Genomic DNA, 14,219 nt, shown 5'->3' with positions numbered 1-14,219 from the left:
AAGGCGTACTCCTTTCCTTCCTTCTCGCCTACCGGGTTAGCTGACGGGTTCGGAGCAGGAAGGTCTCCTACGGGCGTCTTCGGCCGCGAACTGAGCGGCAGGAGATGCCCGATTCACCCCAAGAGGTGGTTCCCCGGTTCCCTTGCGGAATTCGGCGCGTGCGCACGGTGCCGTCTCTTGCGACGGCTGGGACGACCGCGCTGCGTTATCGAACGTTAATAGAAGCCGGGGCCGGATTCCAAGCTGTTCCGACTGATCGTTAACGACTGCGGCCAGGACTTACCGGGACAGAAGCAGGCGGAATCGGGCGACTTGATCACCCCTCAGGTCACCCATGGTTTCTGACGTTGTGTCAAATGTTATGCACAGGGGCACCTTGCGACTACACACCGTACGCATGTCGCCGTCGCCGCTCATCCCGGCCGGCCGTGCCCCCGAGTCCGCCGCTCGCCGTCCGGGCGCCTGCCGCCGTCCCAGCGCCGCGCGCCCCGCGCCCGGGCCCCGGCGCCCGCGACCCCGCGCCGGCCGTGCGCCCGGGCCGCGTCGGCGGCGGACACGACCGGCACCGTCCGGCGCCGTTCCGGCTGCCCTTCCCCCGGCCGGCCGACCGCGAGCAGCGCCATGTCGTCCGTGGACGCCCCGCCGGTGTACCGGCGCACATCGTCGACCAGCGCGTCGAGCAGGGCCTCGGGACCGGGGAAGATGCTGCCCCGGAGCCGTTCGCCCGGGTCGTAGAAGACGCCCCGGGTGTCGCGCGCCTCGGACAGGCCGTCCGTGTAGAACAGCAGCGTCGATCCGGCGGGCAGCGGATACTCCTCCGCGCGGTCCGGCCACACCCCCAGGTCGCCCATCCCCAGCGGCAGCGCGGCCTCGGACGGCTCCAGCACGTCCAGACCGCCGTCGGCGTGCAGCTCCAGCGGGTTCGGGTGGCCGCGGTTCACCAGCCGTACGGTCCCGTGCCCCGTCCCGTCGCAGGGCGGGATCTCGCCGAGCACGGCGGTGGTGAACCCCTCGATGGCGTCCAGCCCCTCACGCCGCATGCCCTCGCGCTTCAACGCCCGCTCAAGCCGCAGCGCCACGCCCTCGAGCGAGCTCTCCTGCTCGGCCGCCTCCCGGAACGCACCGATCAGCACGGCGACGGCCTCCACCGCCTCCATGCCCTTGCCGCGCACGTCCCCGACGATCAGCCGCACCCCGTGCGGGGTGTCCTGCACGGCGAAGAGGTCGCCGCCGATGAACGCGTCCGCCTGCGCCGCCTCGTACCGCGCGGCGACGTGCAGACCGGCGATCCGGTCCGCAGGGGTGGGCAGCACGGCGCGCTGCGCGGCCTCGGCGATCACCCGCGCCGAGGCGAGCCGCGCACTGCCGCGCGTCACGACCCCGTTGATCAGCAGCGCGAAGCCCGCCACGGTGAGCACCGTGCTCGTCTCGGTGACGGCGGTGATCTGGGCGATGGTGTTGTTGTAGACGTGCAGACCGCTCGTGGCCACCACGGCGGTGATACCGATCAGGAGCGTCATGACCCAGCTGACGATCGGCGCCGCGATGAGCGGGGCCGCGGCGAAGAGCGGCACCGCGGTGAAGCGGGCCGGCGTCAGCAGATCGAAGATCACCCCGCCGGCGATCATCGCGGCGGGCAGAAGACGGACGAACCACGGCGCGACGTAGCTCCTGCCCAGTTCTCGCCCCACTGGTGTCTCCCTGCCGCTCCGCCCACGGCCCACGGACCGGTGCCGCGCACCTCCCATGCTGCGCGCCCGTGCCACGGGCGGCGACTTGCCACGTCCGGCCGGACGAATCCCCAGGTCAGCAGCGCCGGAAACGACGGCGGCCCGACAATCGAGATGATCGATTGCCGGGCCGCCGTCTTCAGTAGCGGGGACAGGATTTGAACCTGCGACCTCTGGGTTATGAGCCCAGCGAGCTACCGAGCTGCTCCACCCCGCGTCGGTGAACACAACCTTACGCCATCCGGAGCAAGATCCACACCACTTTCCGGGCCGGCCTCCGATCCGGCCGCATCGGCGCCGTTCGGTCAGGTCAGGGCCCGTCCCGTCAGCGCCCCTCCCGTCGGCGGCCGCGTCCCGGGACGACAGAGCGCCCCGACCGGTTCAGCCCGGTCGAGGCGCCGAGGCCCTGCCCGCCCGACGGGCCGGCGGGCGCTGCCGTGATCAGGAGGTCGGTCGCGGGTGCACGAGCAGCACGTTGCCGAGCGAACGCTGACCCGCCGCGTCCGAAGGCCGGTTGACGATCCCCGACCGCGCCGTGGCCATGACGCTGGAACCCCCGCCGTCGAGGTTCATCGCCTCACGCGCACCGAGCTGCCGCATCAGCCGTGCGGCGTCCGCGATCCCCAGCCCCTCGCTGTAACCCGCCTGCCGACCGTCGACGACGACGAGCAGCAGCCGTCCCCGGTCGTCCACGCCGATCATCGAGCGCGGGTTGCTGCGCAGGGTCCAGTTGTACGTGAAGGTCTGGTCCGTGCCCTCGCGGATGATGCCGTCCTGCTGGGCGTTGACCGACACCTGCCCGTCCCTGACCAGGGTCGGGCCGACCTGGAGGATCGTCGTGTCGGGGGTGAGCTCCACCGTGCGGCCCCTGCTGTCCTGCACCCGCTCGGTGAAGGTCAGTGTCGCGCCGACCGCGGCGTGCTCCAGCAGCCAGTCGGCGCTCTCGCCGATGGCCTGGACGGTCGACCCTCCGGCGGGCACGCGGGCGCCGCGCGAGGCGTTCACCGCGGTGACGCGGCCGTTCGCGTCGAGCACGGCCTCCGCGCCCGCGCCCGCCGGGGGCCTGCCCCACTCCGGGGTGAACCGCACCAACTCGCTGCTGTCCGTGCACTTCAGGTCGTGCTGCGGCTTCTCGGTCGGCAGGTCGCCGCCGACGCCGCCGCAGTTCCAGACGTCACCGGGCGCGCGGTTGACCCCGTCGACCTCGACGGTCTCCCCGCCGGCCCGGAGCGTCACGTGCGCCGTGAACGTGTCCACATCGACGGACCGCCCGCCCTGGCTCAGCTTCACGCCGGCCCGTCCCTGGGTCGCGGAGCCGAGCAGCCTGCCGTCCTTCACGTACAGGCCACCGGGGGCGCTGTTGTAGAACCACTGGCCGTTGACGCCGGCGATCGCGCCCGTCGAGGCGATGAGGTCGGTCAGCTTCTCGGTCCCGTTGAGCGCGGGCCCGAAGTCCGTGCCCACCGTGCCGTCGAAGGTACGGAAGTCCAGCCGGAGCACGTGGACCTTCTGCGGGGCGCGGGCGTCGGTGCCGTCCTGTGCCGTGTAGCGCGTGCCGCCGGCGAATCCGGCCGCCTTGACCCGGGCCAGCACCGCGGTCGCGTCGGCGGCGTCCGCGTAACGGCCGATGCGGACGGTCCAGCCGAGCGTGCCGGGGAGGCGGTCCGCGTACGCCGGTGAGGTGACCTCCTCGACGCGGGGCTTGAACCCCTTCTCGCGCAGAGCCGCGGCCACGCGGTAGGCGGTGGTCCGGGGACCGAGCGCCGTAGCGGCTGACGCGAGCGGGCCGTCGGGGGTGGCCGGCAGATAGACGTGAACGGTCCACCGGTCGTTGGCGTCCTGCTTGCCGAACGCCATCGAGGTCAGCGTCACTCCGGGCGCCACGGTGCTCGTCACCGGCGGGGCGCTGGGAATGAGGGGTTGCTGCGCGGAGGGGACGGCGGATGTCCGGGCCGCCGAACGCTGCGGCGGCGCCGCCTCCGCGAGAGGCGCGGCCGCTGCCGCGCCCAGCACCGTCGCAGCCGCCGCCAAGAGGGAAAGGGACTTGCGCTGCATGGGCGTCCTTCCGTCGTCGGAACGTAAGGCAAGGCAAAGCGCAGTCGATTGCCGTGAGGTGACTCGGAGTTCAACAGACGAGGCAGCTCGGTGGAAGGCTGCGGTCCGACGGGACCCATGCCGCGTCGCGCGGCGTGGCCAGGTGCGGGACGTGGGGCCGTGGGGCGTTGACGGTGTGTCGGCCACCGCCGACCGGGCCGATCCGCTCACCGCGCACGCGGGGGACGGCGAGGCGCTCGCTCAGCGGGACGGCGACACGAGGCCGAACTCCTAGGCGATGATGACCGGCTGGACCAGGTCACGGGCCGCCATTTCGGTGAGCAGCCGCCCCACATGGGCCTTGGCGGTGGCCGGGCTGATGCGTGGTCGCGGCCGGCCCGTCGACGTCCGCCAGTCCCGGCGCGGGGGCCGGCGGCGCGCCGGCCGGTTCGCCCCTGCGGAGAACGCCCAGCATGCGCCGCAGCCCTGCCGGAGTGTCCCTGCTGGTGGCCTCGACGACGGCCATTGCCTTGCGCGCCTCCTCCGGCTGGGTGTCGATGATCCGGCGGCCCGTACCGGCCTGGATGGCGATGATGCCGATGTTGTGCGCGACCATGCCGTGCAACTCGCGGGCGTCGCGGAGCCGTTCGGCGGTGACCGCCTGGACCGCGATCTGGGCCCGCACCGTTTCGGCGTGCTCGCGGCGCTCCTGGATCAGGTAGCGGGTCATCCAGGCGGGGGCGACCAGGACGAGGAACACGACGGCCGAGGCGAGGTCCTGTGCCCCGGTCCGGTAGAAGGCCCCGGCGGCGATCTGCACGGAGAGGGCCGTGGCGGCGGCCGCGAGCGCGGCCCGGCGCGTCCGGGTCGCGGCGATGCAGCCGACGGCGAGACCGGTCAACAGCACCTGCAGACACCCGATCTGTCACGCGGGCCCCGGCCACAGGGGCGAGCCGGGCGAGGCCGGATTCGTGACCGCCGTCACTGTCGCGGCGTACGAGCCGGCGCGCATCAGCGCCAGGGCGGGCAGGGGCCGGCGCCGCAGCAGGGCAAAGGGCAGAACCGCTGAAACGGCCGGCAGAAGGACCCGCATGCCGGTGGTCGGCGGCCGGGCCGCCGAGCCCAGGGCCTCCGCCGCGGCCGGCGGCACGCGCGGCGGGCTGTTGGTGCGTGGCGGGGCGGGCATGTCGCGATCATAGGGAGCGGCGCGTGCCGGGCCATCGACCCGGAAGCGTAAGCCCGTGGGCTACCGGCCGAGTCCGCGAGTGTGGCCCGCGGCCCGATGCCGCCGGGCTCCGGCCACGGCACCGTGACATGCGTGATCGAAGTCAACGAACTGACGAAGCGTTACGGCGCCGCCACCGCCGCCGCCGGCCTGGCCTTCACCGTCAACCCGGGCCATGTCACCGGGTTCCTCGGTCCGAACGGAGCGGGCAAGTCCACCACGTTGCGGATGATGCCCGGCCTGAGCACGCCGACCAGCGGCACGGTCCGCGTCGACGGACAGCCGTTTCGGGCACCTCCACGCGGTCTGCGGCCGTCGGGGCACTGCTCGACGCCCACGACGTGCACGGCGGGCGCGGCGCGCGGGCGTATTGCGCGTGCGCATCTGTCCGCGCCGGCGCACAGCAACGGGCTGCCGCGGCTCCGGGTGGACGAGGTCCTGGAGGAGGTGGGGCCGGCAACCGCGGCCCGCCGTCGCATCGGGGGATTCTCGCTGGGGAAACCTGGTGGAATTCGCCACCCGCGGCAGGCGGCTGAGCGTGACCGTCCGCACACCCGGCGTCGCCGGACTGGCCCCCGTCCTCACCGCGGAGGGCGCGGCCGTCCACCGCAAGGACGACGGCGCGTGCACGGCGACCGGCCTGGCCGAGGAACGCATCGATGAGCTCGCCTCACGCCACCGCGTGCTGCTGCACGATCTCTCCCCGTGCTGCCTCCCTGGAAGAGGCGTTCATGGGTCTCACCGCCGACAGCGTCGAATACAGCGCAGGAGAAGCACAGTGACCGCACAGAGCGTGTCCGAGCCGAACGTGTACGTGCCCCCGCCGACTCCCGCGCAGCCCGAACTGCCGCCAGCCCCGCCGCCCGGACTCACCGACCTGCCCCAGGCGGCTCCTCATGGTCGTCGTCGGCAGTGTCGGCGCCATCGCGGTCTTCGGCGAGTACACCAGCGGGCTGATCCGCACCACCTTCGCCTTGGCCGCCGTCCCCGCACGCCGGGCGGTCACGGCGGCCGAGGCGACGGTCGTCGCGGCGGTCATGTTTCGTTCTCGGCGCCGTCGTCGCGGTCGTGGGCGTCCTGCTCCTGCTGCCGACGCTCTTCCGGAGAGAGACCTACCGCTGGGTCAAGGAGATCCACAACGCGATGCCGCTCCCCGCGTGGCAGGCCCTGGTCCAGAACTCCGCACGGGACTACACGGTCGCCCGGTACCCGGTCACAGTCACCGAGACGTGGGTTGTGTTCGGGGCCTGGCCGCTCGTCGCGGCGGCCGTCGCCGTGGCCGTGGTCCACCGCCGCGACGTGTGAGACGCGCCCGCGAACGACGGAGCGCCCCGACCGGTGGCAACCGGTCGAGGCGCTTCCCAGCAGGTCGGAGAGGTTTCTCCGCGCCGAGCCCACGTCCTCTCAGCGCCGGCACCGTGACCCTGGTCGGCTCGCTCACCGACAGCCTCGACGGCCACCGGCCCGGCGCCGTGACGCGACTACGGCCGGGCGATCCATGTGCGACACGGCACGACGCACCGCGTCGCGGGGTCGGTCAGGGACGGGCCGCTCCGACGCGATGACGTCGATGTGATGACGTCCGCCCAGCGGGCGGGTTCACTGAACCCGGCCCGGCCGGACGTCACCATGATGTGCCGTCAACTCCTAGGCATCAGTGGCGGTCACCGCCGTTGTCGTCCTTGTGCCCGCCGTTGTCGTCGCGGTCGTCGTGGCCGTTGTCGTGGCCGTTGTCGTGGCCGTTGTCGTGGCCTTTGTCACGGTCCTTGTCGTCGCCGTTGTCGTGGCCCTTGCCGTGGTTCTTGTGGCCGTTGTCGTCGTCCTTGTCGTTGTGGTGTCCGTTGCCGCCGCGGCCGTCGTCGTCATCGCACTTGTCGTCGTGACGGTCCCAGTAGCGGTAGTCGCACTCCTCGTACGACGTCGAGTGGGACGAACTGGTGGCACTCGCAACACCGGCTCCGCCGAGGGCGAGAGCCACGGCTGCGAACAGAGCGGCGAATAGCTGGAAAATCCTGGTCGTCTTTGCCCGCATGGTCGCTTCCTTCCCGGGGCCTAGACGGGGCCGATGGCCCGCAGACGCGAAACAGCACAGAAGTGCACAGCATGATGCGTCGCGAAAAAGTGCCCGGTACATCGGGGCCGGGTGGCTGGAAGCGCCACCACCGACTCACGCGCCGAACGCGCGGCATCGGGCAACCCTGCAGCGGGGCATCCGTCCCTCGGAATCGGTCGATCTGATCCCAAACTAGGCATATCGTTATATGAATGTCAAACGATACAAACTGCCTTGTGGGTGCGGGAGATGGGACGGCATCGAAGCCGCTCGGAGCCGGTGCCGTCGGAGACTGAGCAGTCAGGCGGTCCCGCCGCGCGCGCAGCGCAGGGTGCGAACAGCACGGCCGCCTCGTCGACGGGGTCGATCGGCTGGAAGCCCTGCGTTCGGAGAACGGCTCAGCCGGCTGAGCACCGAGTCCGCGAGATCCCGGCCCTGCTGCCCAGCCGTGCCGCCGCGACGGGCATCCACCCGTCGCTCAGCGTCACGGGACCTGCCGCCGAGCGGTCCAGCAGCGCCGCACGCGAGCGTGATCGCCCCCGGCGCCCCTCACGAGCAGGCCCAGGAAGATCACCAACCGAGCGCCTCTGCCGGCGCGCCCACCGCGTCCGCCGCGGATGCCGGCACCGGCTCGAGGGCTTTGGCGACCGGTAGCAACGGAAAACGCCCCCGCCGATCCTGCCGGGGAAAACCAGCAGGTCAACGGGGGCGCTGTCGGTAGGCCGTGTGGGACTCGAACCCACAACCAACGGATTAAAAGTCCGCTGCTCTGCCAATTGAGCTAACGGCCCTCGGCTCAACACCCCTGAGCATAACCAAAGAGATCCCCGGAACCGATCGGGTATCCGACACCGGCCCGGTCCCGCCGCGGCCCGGTCGAGCCGGGCCGCGGCGGAAGCACGTCAGTACAGGCCCTTGAACGCCTGCCAGCCCCCCGTGCCGATCAGCACCCGGGCCGCCAGTGTCCCGGTGCCCGTCGCGCTGTGCCGGTACAGCCGGCCGTCACCCGTACGACCCAGGAGCTCCGGCTTCCCGTCGCCGCTGATGTCGCCTACCCCGACCGCCGAGGTGTACCCGCCCCAGCCCGTCGCCAGCTTCACCCGCGGTGTCACGGCACCCGACGCCGTGCCGTAGTACCGCCACAGCGCACCCGCCGAGTCGATCCCCAGCAGATCGCCGAGGCCGTCGCCGTTCAGATCACCGGCACCCACGATCTTCGTGTACGTCTTCCAGTTCGTGCCGATCCTCACCCGGCTCCCCAGCCGGTGGTCCGCCGTCCCCGCGTAGAAGTACATGTCACCGGTCGACGCCTGACGCGCGATCAGGTCCTGGTACCCGTCACCGTTCACGTCACCCGGCGACGTCAGCACGTCGTACTGCCCCCACCCGGAGCCGATCAGCGTGTACGGAGACGACGCCGACACGATCCTGCCGCAGCCCGGCCGGTACGCACGCAGCTGATCACCGACCCGCACCAGCACATCGTTGCAACGGTCCCCGTTCACATCGCCGAACGGCACCAGCACCGACGACGTCGAGAACACGCCTCCCGACCCCGCGATCCGCGCCGACAGACCACCCGAGCCCGTGCCCTTGTACAGCGACACCAGACCCGCCGAATCCATCACCAGCAGATCGCCGGAACCGTCGTCGCCGACCAGATCCCGCCGGACCGCCGCGGCGCCGGTCACGGACACCGCGCCCGCCGCCGTCAGGTCCGCGCCCTGGCCGTCGGCCGGCTTCACGCTCAGCGCCCATGTGTACGCGCCGTTCCCGACGAACCTGCCCGCCGCGTCCTTGCCGTCCCACACCGGACTCACCACGCCGCGCGCCTCGCCCCCGGCGAGGGTCCGGACCACCCCGCCGGTCGTCCTGCTCGTCACCGTCAGCTGCCACGACCCGGCCGGCTTCGACAGCCACCAACGCGGCTTCCACGCACCCGTCTTCAGGTCCGCACCCGTCGCCACGTCGGCGTCGATACGGGCCAGCGGCGAGGCCGGGATCCCGAGATCGGCCACCCGGATGTCACCGGCGGCGTTCTCCCGGTAGGCGACGCGGCCGGCGGCGGTGTCGACGGCGTACAGGCCGGACTCGTAGTTGTAGTCGCTGGTCAGGTAGGTCGCCTTGAGGACCGGCTCGGGGCCGCGGACGTCGGTGACCCGCACCTCCCGGCCATGGGTCCGGACGACGTAACCGTCACCGAGCTGCGAGAACGGCTCGGTGTAGTCCAGGTTGGTGTTCTTGTCGAGGTCGTAGATGCCGCCCCTGTCGGGGGTGCCGGCGCAGCTCCAGCTCAGCCAGTGGGCCGTGACCTTGAGGAACTCCGCCCGGCAGCCGGTTCCCAGATCCACCGTGCGCTTCACGGCACCGGTACGGACGTCGTAGCCGACGACCGTTCCGTTCACCGTGCCCTGCGTCCAGAGAGTGTCGCCGTACAGGTCGGAGTCGAACGGCACCTCGAACGTGGCGAGTCGCTTGCCCGTGTCGAGATCGAAGGCGGTGTTCGTCACCCACTCGCCGGTCTCGGTCTGTCCGCCGCCGAGCGCGTAGCGCCCGGAGACGTCCCCGACTTGGACGTTCTTGAGTTCGTTGCTGAGGACGCGCCCCGAGGTCGCGCCCGGCTCCACCACCAGGGCCGAGAGGTCCGACTGATAGGGCGGCCGGACGACCATGCGTCCGTCGCCGGTGGCCAGGGGATCCGGACAGCCGTTCGTGTCGGTGCACTCTTCGAGCGGGAAACCGAAGTCACCGCGCTCCTGCGTCGCTCCGGCCGTCAGCTCACCCGTGACCGAAACCGTCCGCGAACGGTAGGAGTTGGTCTCGTCCGGCATCCGCTCCAGGGAGTGGAGCTGTCCATGGCTGAAACTGAGCGACCTCGGCTTCGAGGTGAGCGGGGTGACGTCCACGAGCTTGGTCGCGGTCGTCCCGTCCCCCTCCGCCCGGAGCCGCTGGACGCCCAGCGCGTCGGCGGCCGTACCGGCGACGAGCAGCAGCCCTCCGTCCGGAGCCGCCATCACCTGCCCCCGCCCGTGGGCGAAGAGCACGGTCTCGTCCCCGCCCGCGCGCGGCACGGAGACCACCCGGTACGGGGCGGAGGACGCCTGGCCGTAGGCGCGGCCGACGATCAGCCGGTCGCCGACGACGCCGAGCAGCACATCGCCCTCGTTGTAGGGGAGATCGGCCGTGGCGGTCAGGGTGAGCGGCCCCGACGCGTCGGCGCCCCCCTTGGCGTAGAAGCGCGCCTTGCCGTCCTTCGCCCACTCCACGATCTCGGTCGGACCCTGAACGGTGGACACCGGCTGAGCGGTCGCGTCGGCGGGAAGGGTGCGGACCTGCGCCGAGGCCAGATCGATCCAAGCGGAGCGGGAGACGCCGCTCACCTGGTACGTGGCGAGGATGCCGTCCGCGCCCCCGGCCACCGCCTTGGCGGGCGGCTGTGCGCCCTCCGGCCAGCCGGTCACCGGCGTGTCCTGCACGGAGCCGTTCACCAGCCGGAGCAGATGCCACGCGCGCGGGGCCGTCGTGGTGGCCTGGGTGAAGGTGACGACGGTGGAGCCGAAGGCGCCGACGTACTGGTGACCGCTCGGGATGTCGAGGTAGCTGACACGGTCCGTGGCCATGTTCACCAGCCGGACCGAGTCCGACCGAGGCGTCCAGTCGGCCAAGTACGTGGCGAAGCCGTCGAAACCGGCACCGTACGTGCCGTCGGCCTCAGGCCCCTCCTCTTCGACGGAGAGCGGCGTGGAGACACCGGCGTAGGTGCTCCAGAAATGTCCGACGCCCTGCTCGTAGCGCAGGTAGCCGGTAGGGCCCGCGACGAGCGGGACGACGGTCCGCGGCTGCGACGCGACGGCCGCCGGGAAGACGACTCCGTCGCCCTCGGCCGCGGTGGCCGTGAGCGCGAAGGGGCCGACGCCGGCGAAAAGGGTCGCTGCGGCCACGGCGGCGATGGAATGGCGTACGAGAGCGCTTCGAGGCACTCGGGTCCCTCCCCGGGATGCATAACAGAGGCATGGGGACATCGCGGTGCCCGTGCTGAACAGCAGTGTGTGAAGGCCCCCCCGGGCCGCACCGCACCCCATGCAAGTCGGCCGACTTTAACAGCAGCCCCACGGGCAACGGAAGGAATTTTCGAACCCGTTCAAAGAAACAGGGCCCGTACGCCACCGAAGTGTCGTACGGGCCCTGTTTACGCAGGTTTCAGCAGGTCACACAGCGTCAGCCGTTGCGCTTCCAGCGCGGCTTGTCGTCACGGCGGCCACCGAAGGAGCCGGTGTTCGAGCCGGCGCCGCGGTGGTCGTCACGGCGGCCGTACGGGCGGTCGTGACGCTCGCCGCCGGAGCGGAAGCCGCCCGAGGGACGGTCGTCGCGACGGTCGCGGTTGAACGGGCGGTCGCTGCCCCGGTGGGCGGACGGACGGTCGCCGCCGGAGCGGAAGCCGCCACGGTCGTCACGACGCTCGTCACGGCGGAAGCCGCCACGGTCGTTGTCACGACGGTCGTCACGGCGGAAGCCGCCACGGTCGTTGTCACGGCGCTCGTCGCGACGGAAGCCACCACGGTCGTTGTCGCGACGCTCGAAGCCGCGGTCACGGTCGCCGCCGGAGCGGAAGCCGCCACGGTCGTCGCGGCGCTCGTCACGGCGGAAACCGCCACGGTCGTTGTCACGGCGCTCGTCACGGCGGAAGCCACCACGGTCGTTGTCACGACGGTCGCCGCCGGAGCGGAAGCCGCCACGGTCGTCACGACGGTCACGCCGCTCGAAGCTGCCACGGTCGTCACGGCGGTCGTACGCGGGGCGCTCCTCGCGCGCCTCACGCTCCGGCTGCGCCTCCGGCGCCGCCGCGACCTCCGCCTCGGCGGCCTCGGTCACCTCGGCGACCGCGGCCTCCGGGTCCTCGCCGCGCTCGCGGGCCGCGCGCGCCACCAGGCGGTCGGCCTCCTCGCGGAGCTCGGCCGCGCGGCGCTGCACGCGCTCCAGCTGACGGGTCAGCTCGACGACCTCGCGCTCGGCCTGCTTGGCGGCGTTGTTCGCGGAGTCGGCCTGGACCTCGGTGAGCGAACGCGCACCGGTGATCTCGGCGACCTCCGGGTCGAACGCGCCCGCTCCGCCGACGATGTGACGCGAGGCGTCGACGCCCGCGTCCTCCATCAGCCGGAAGATCTGGCGGCGCTGGTGCGGCAGCGACAGCGAGACGACGACACCGGACTTGCCGGCGCGGGCCGTACGGCCGGAGCGGTGCAGGTAGTCCTTGTGGTCACCGGCCGGGTCCACGTTCAGGACCAGGTCGATGCCGTCGACGTGGATGCCGCGGGCGGCGACGTCGGTCGCGACGAGCGCGTTGACGTAACCGTCCTTGAAGTCGGCCAGCGTGCGCGTACGGGCGCCCTGCGTCATGCCGCCGTGCAGCGCGTCGGCCTTCACACCCGAGTCGCGCAGCTGCTCCGCGATGCGGTCGGCACCGAGCTGGGTGCGCACGAAGATGATCGTGCGGCCCTTGCGGGCGGCGATGGCGGCCGTGACCGGCGCCTTGTCCTTGGGCTTCACGACGAGCACGTGGTGCGTCATGGTCGTGACGTTGCCCTGCGCGCTGTCGACCTCGTGGCTGACCGGGTCGGTCAGGTAGCGCTTGACCAGGGTGCTGATCTCGTTCTCCATGGTCGCGGAGAAGAGCATGCGCTGGCCGCCGGCCGGGACCTGGTCGAGCAGCTCGGTGACCTCGGGCAGGAAGCCCAGGTCGGACATCTGGTCGGCCTCGTCGAGGACCGCGACCTGGACGTTCTCGAGGGAGCAGGCGCCGCGGTTGATGATGTCGCGCAGGCGGCCCGGGGTGGCGACGAGGATGTCGACGCCGCGCTCGAGGGCGTAGATCTGGTTGCCCATGGACGTACCGCCGCAGACGACCTTCATCTTGAGGCCGAGCACGTCGCCGTACGGCTGGAGGGCGTCCGCGACCTGCATCGCGAGCTCGCGGGTCGGGGTGAGGATGACCGCGCGGGGCTTCTTCTTCTCGGTGTGGCCGCCGGCCAGCGTGGCCAGGGTCGGCAGACCGAAGGAGAGCGTCTTGCCGGAGCCGGTGCGGCCGCGGCCGAGGATGTCCTTGCCGGCCAGGGCGTCCGGGATGGTCGCGGCCTGGATCGGGAAGGGGGTGGTCACGCCGTTCTGGGCGAGCTTGCGCACGACGCCCTCGGGCAGACCGAGGTCCGCGAACGTGACCTGGGGCTCCTGCGCCTCTTCGGCGGCCGTCCCGACGACCTCCGCGACCGTCTCGACGAGCGTGTCGTTCTCGGGCATGACGGCGTGATCAGTACTGAAAGTGGACATGCGAAATGCGAAACCTTCCGGAGTCTCGGCACGCGCCCAAACTCCGTGAATTCGCAATTCGACCGCCTCGATGCGGTCAGCCACGGCTAGGGAGGTACGCGCCACGCGGCGCGCTTCTTTTTCGGCGCCGGGCAATGGGATCAAACGATCTACCACCATACGCACCCACCCCCGAGAAAGGCAAACCGCTGCGAAGTGACCCGGCTTACACCTGCACCCCCGCGGCGGGCGCCCGTCCCGCGGCGCCCGCGCCCGCTACGCCGGGCTGTCCTGCGGGGACGCGGTGGGCTCGTCACCGCCCGAGTGCCCCGGGCCCGGTTCCTCGACCGCCCGCATCGCCCCGGCGTGCACCTCGGGCGCCGACGAGGCCGGCGGAGGGTCCGTCGTCCCGCTCGGCTGCGGCGTCGGGCTCGCCGGGGGCGTGGGCTGCTCGGACGGGGGCTGGGTCGTGGGCTGCTGGGTCGGGGCCGGCGACCCGCCGCCCTGGGGCGGCGTGGGCTTCGTCGCGGGCTTCGACGGCTTCCCGCCCGGCGTCGGCTCCCCGGTGCTCACCGCGCCGCTCGGGCTCGGCGACTCCTCGGCGTCCTTCGCGTCCCCGGCGTTCTCGGCGTCCTCGGTGTCCTTCCCGGCCGGGTCCTCCTCGCCGTACCCGGCGCCGCGCTGCGGGCCGCCCGGGACGCCGTGGCCGCCGTCCGGCTCCGCCGCCGCGCCGCGCCGCTCCGCCGAGGTGCTGGGCGCGGGCTTCCCGCCCTCGTCGTCACTCACGCTCATACAGCCTGCCGAGGCCAGGGCCGCCAAGGAGGCGGCGATCCAGACGGCCGTCCGGCCGGGGGCTGACAACTGGCGCACGGGG

At 72.0% G+C, this 14,219-nt stretch carries 11 protein-coding genes, 2 tRNA genes and 1 riboswitch; of the genes, 3 read left to right on the top strand and 10 right to left on the bottom strand.

Annotation, left to right across the window (positions count from 1 at the left end; translation table 11 throughout):
- Window positions 1-10: 10 nt before the first annotated feature.
- Window positions 11-167: riboswitch (cyclic di-AMP (ydaO/yuaA leader) on the bottom strand.
- Between the two features lie 246 nt (window positions 168-413).
- The 5 genes from ACF08N_RS13175 to ACF08N_RS13155 form a co-directional block, all read right to left on the bottom strand.
- Window positions 414-1,691 (bottom strand): PP2C family protein-serine/threonine phosphatase, encoded by a 1,278-nt coding sequence (locus tag ACF08N_RS13175; protein WP_392324659.1) that lies wholly within the window; start codon window positions 1,689-1,691, stop codon window positions 414-416.
- Between the two features lie 182 nt (window positions 1,692-1,873).
- Window positions 1,874-1,947: transfer RNA gene (locus ACF08N_RS13170), tRNA-Met, on the bottom strand.
- Between the two features lie 224 nt (window positions 1,948-2,171).
- The gene (locus ACF08N_RS13165; RefSeq protein WP_392324658.1) at window positions 2,172-3,785 is read right to left on the bottom strand and encodes a phosphodiester glycosidase family protein; all 1,614 of its coding nucleotides are present in this window, start codon (window positions 3,783-3,785) and stop codon (window positions 2,172-2,174) included.
- Window positions 3,786-4,083: 298 nt separating this feature from the next.
- Window positions 4,084-4,671, bottom strand: a complete 588-nt coding sequence (locus ACF08N_RS13160) for a histidine kinase (RefSeq protein ID WP_392324657.1) — start codon at window positions 4,669-4,671, stop codon at window positions 4,084-4,086.
- A gap of 18 nt (window positions 4,672-4,689) precedes the next feature.
- Window positions 4,690-4,950, bottom strand: a complete 261-nt coding sequence (locus tag ACF08N_RS13155) for a hypothetical protein (protein WP_392324656.1) — start codon at window positions 4,948-4,950, stop codon at window positions 4,690-4,692.
- Between the two features lie 96 nt (window positions 4,951-5,046).
- Between ACF08N_RS13155 and ACF08N_RS13150 the strand changes: the two genes are divergently transcribed.
- The 3 genes from ACF08N_RS13150 to ACF08N_RS13140 all read left to right on the top strand — a co-directional run bounded on the left by ACF08N_RS13150 (window position 5,047) and on the right by ACF08N_RS13140 (window position 6,294).
- Window positions 5,047-5,652 carry an ATP-binding cassette domain-containing protein gene (locus tag ACF08N_RS13150; RefSeq protein WP_392324697.1) on the top strand — a complete coding sequence of 202 codons (606 nt, stop codon included), beginning with the start codon at window positions 5,047-5,049 and terminating at the stop codon, window positions 5,650-5,652.
- The gene (locus ACF08N_RS13145; protein WP_392324655.1) at window positions 5,649-5,771 is read left to right on the top strand and encodes a hypothetical protein; all 123 of its coding nucleotides are present in this window, start codon (window positions 5,649-5,651) and stop codon (window positions 5,769-5,771) included. The genes ACF08N_RS13150 and ACF08N_RS13145 overlap by 4 nt, the downstream gene beginning before the upstream one ends.
- Window positions 5,772-6,057: 286 nt before the next feature.
- Entirely contained in the window at window positions 6,058-6,294 is a 237-nt protein-coding gene (locus ACF08N_RS13140) for a hypothetical protein (RefSeq protein ID WP_392324654.1), read from the top strand.
- Window positions 6,295-6,643: 349 nt separating this feature from the next.
- Here the strand turns inward: ACF08N_RS13140 and ACF08N_RS13135 are convergent, their stop codons facing one another.
- The 5 genes from ACF08N_RS13135 to ACF08N_RS13115 all read right to left on the bottom strand — a co-directional run bounded on the left by ACF08N_RS13135 (window position 6,644) and on the right by ACF08N_RS13115 (window position 14,137).
- Window positions 6,644-7,021: a hypothetical protein gene (locus tag ACF08N_RS13135; RefSeq protein WP_392324653.1), complete on the bottom strand. Its 378-nt coding sequence runs from the start codon at window positions 7,019-7,021 to the stop codon at window positions 6,644-6,646.
- A gap of 739 nt (window positions 7,022-7,760) precedes the next feature.
- Window positions 7,761-7,833, bottom strand: a tRNA-Lys gene (locus ACF08N_RS13130).
- 111 nt (window positions 7,834-7,944) lie between these two features.
- Complete coding sequence (locus tag ACF08N_RS13125; protein ID WP_392324652.1) at window positions 7,945-10,983, bottom strand: FG-GAP-like repeat-containing protein; 3,039 nt, start codon at window positions 10,981-10,983, stop codon at window positions 7,945-7,947.
- A gap of 277 nt (window positions 10,984-11,260) precedes the next feature.
- On the bottom strand, window positions 11,261-13,366 hold the full coding sequence (locus ACF08N_RS13120) for a DEAD/DEAH box helicase (protein ID WP_392324651.1): 2,106 nt from the start codon (window positions 13,364-13,366) through the stop codon (window positions 11,261-11,263).
- Window positions 13,367-13,621: 255 nt separating this feature from the next.
- Complete coding sequence (locus ACF08N_RS13115; protein WP_392324650.1) at window positions 13,622-14,137, bottom strand: hypothetical protein; 516 nt, start codon at window positions 14,135-14,137, stop codon at window positions 13,622-13,624.
- Between the last annotated feature and the right edge of the window lie 82 nt (window positions 14,138-14,219).

It is taken from the genome of Streptomyces sp. NPDC015127, assembly GCF_043080095.1.
Lineage (GTDB): Bacteria > Actinomycetota > Actinomycetes > Streptomycetales > Streptomycetaceae > Streptomyces.
The sequence above is the reverse complement of the archived record's forward strand: the minus strand, read 5'-3'. Positions and strand labels throughout refer to the sequence as shown.

Coding starts and splice junctions, on each gene's coding strand:
- ACF08N_RS13165 (WP_392324658.1), bottom strand. CDS start 3,785: ATGCAGCGCAAGTCCCTTTCCCTCTTGGCGGCGGCTGCGACGGTGCTG.
- ACF08N_RS13155 (WP_392324656.1), bottom strand. CDS start 4,950: ATGCCCGCCCCGCCACGCACCAACAGCCCGCCGCGCGTGCCGCCGGCC.
- ACF08N_RS13150 (WP_392324697.1), top strand. CDS start 5,047: ATGCCGCCGGGCTCCGGCCACGGCACCGTGACATGCGTGATCGAAGTC.
- ACF08N_RS13145 (WP_392324655.1), top strand. CDS start 5,649: ATGAGCTCGCCTCACGCCACCGCGTGCTGCTGCACGATCTCTCCCCGT.
- ACF08N_RS13135 (WP_392324653.1), bottom strand. CDS start 7,021: ATGCGGGCAAAGACGACCAGGATTTTCCAGCTATTCGCCGCTCTGTTC.
- ACF08N_RS13120 (WP_392324651.1), bottom strand. CDS start 13,366: ATGTCCACTTTCAGTACTGATCACGCCGTCATGCCCGAGAACGACACG.
- ACF08N_RS13115 (WP_392324650.1), bottom strand. CDS start 14,137: ATGAGCGTGAGTGACGACGAGGGCGGGAAGCCCGCGCCCAGCACCTCG.